This window comes from Streptomyces millisiae (assembly GCF_031845425.1).
In the GTDB taxonomy this organism is placed as follows: domain Bacteria; phylum Actinomycetota; class Actinomycetes; order Streptomycetales; family Streptomycetaceae; genus Streptomyces; species Streptomyces millisiae.
In genome coordinates, this window is sequence record NZ_JAVREM010000161.1 from 1 (window position 1) to 874 (window position 874).

Annotated in this window: 2 protein-coding genes; one reads left to right on the plus strand and one right to left on the minus strand. The window is 72.8% G+C overall.

The window, feature by feature from the left end; all coding sequences use genetic code 11:
- Positions 1–278, plus strand: a 278-nt coding sequence (locus tag RNC47_RS35970) for an MmyB family transcriptional regulator (protein ID WP_449657367.1), incomplete at its 5' end; no start/stop codon positions are given.
- 22 nt (positions 279–300) lie between these two features.
- On the opposite strand, the gene RNC47_RS35975 is transcribed toward RNC47_RS35970, so the two are convergent.
- A partial coding sequence (locus RNC47_RS35975) for an LLM class flavin-dependent oxidoreductase (RefSeq protein WP_311605049.1) occupies positions 301–874 on the minus strand: 574 nt, incomplete at its 5' end.

An 874-nucleotide genomic window follows, 5' to 3' on the forward strand; every position in this document is an offset into this window, starting at 1 on the left:
TCGCGCTCGTCGGCGAGCTCTCGCTGCGCGACAAGCAGTTCGCCCAGTGGTGGGGAGAACACCAGGTCGCAGCCCGCACCATCGGCACCAAGACCCTCGACCACCCCGTCGTCGGAGAACTCGTCCTCGACTGGGACACCCTCACCGCCAACACCGACCCCGACCAACACCTGACCGTCTGGACCGCGCCCCCCGGCTCCCCCACCCACGACCGCCTGCGGATCCTCGCCTCCTGGGCCGCCAACCACCACGTGCCCGCCTCCCAGAACCTCGCCTGACCGCCCTGGGTGGCGGGGCCCGTCAGCCGAGTTCGGCCAGGCGCCGTACCGCCGGTGCCACCCGCTCCTCGATCCAGCGGGCCGGCCGGGGCTCGGCGGTGGCCGCGATGACGGTGTCGATGCCGAGTCCGGCGTGGTCGGCCATCTCCCGGGCGAAGGCGTCGAGATCGCCGGTGTCGAGCGCCGCCCCCTGATAGATGACGGTCTTGCGGATCCGGTCGTAGTCCCGGCCGAGGTCGTCGCAGTGGCGGCGCAGCACGTCCAGCTTGTGCGCGGTCTCCCGCGGGGTGGAGGTGAGCAGGTTGCAGGCGTCGGCGTACTGGGCCACCAGCCGCAGCGTCTTCTTCTCGCCGCTGCCGCCGATCATGATCTCCGGGTGCGGGGCACTGACCGGCCCGGGGACGTCGCGGGGTTCGGCCAGCCGGTAGTGCCGGCCCTCGAAGGGGCCGTTCTCCTCCGGCTCCCACATCCGCAGGCAGATCCGCAACGTCTCCTCGAGTCGCTCGAACCGCTCGGCGACCGGCGGGAACGGCACGCCGAGCCCCAGGTGCTCGCGTTCGTACCAGGCGGCGCCGATGCCGAGGGTGGCCCGGCCG